At 61.6% G+C, this 406-nt stretch carries 1 pseudogene; it reads left to right on the plus strand.

The window, feature by feature from the left end:
- Positions 1–406 (plus strand): annotated as a pseudogene (locus AC0L3P_RS40110) (Ulp1 family isopeptidase); the annotation flags it as partial.

Below are 406 nucleotides of genomic sequence, written 5' to 3' on the forward strand. Positions count from 1 at the left end.
GAAGTATCTACAGATCGTCGACGCAAACAGAGCGCTGGGTGTGGACTTCCCTCAGCAGGGGGCTGGCTCGAACTCAGCTGGACTCACCGGTTGGCAGGGGCCGGACGGGTCGAGCTCGACCTGGTTCCCGCGAGTGCCGTCCGACTTTGACGCGGGTATGTGGCCATCTCCGGAGCGGGCGCCAGCTCGGTCATCAGAAATCTACCGTGGTCTCGATTCTTTCGTTGATCTGCCGTCCACACCGGAGGAGGTTCGTGACGACGCCCAGTCATGGCGGGTGCTCGGCCCTGACGGCAGATCCCCGTTCTTCATCGCGCCATCAGGCGTGTTTCAAGAGATGGAGGATATCGGACATCTCGTCAGCGAGGATTGGCAGCATGGCTCACAGCCGGTGCCGGATTTTCTG

It is taken from the genome of Bradyrhizobium sp. WSM4874 (genome assembly GCF_055811835.1).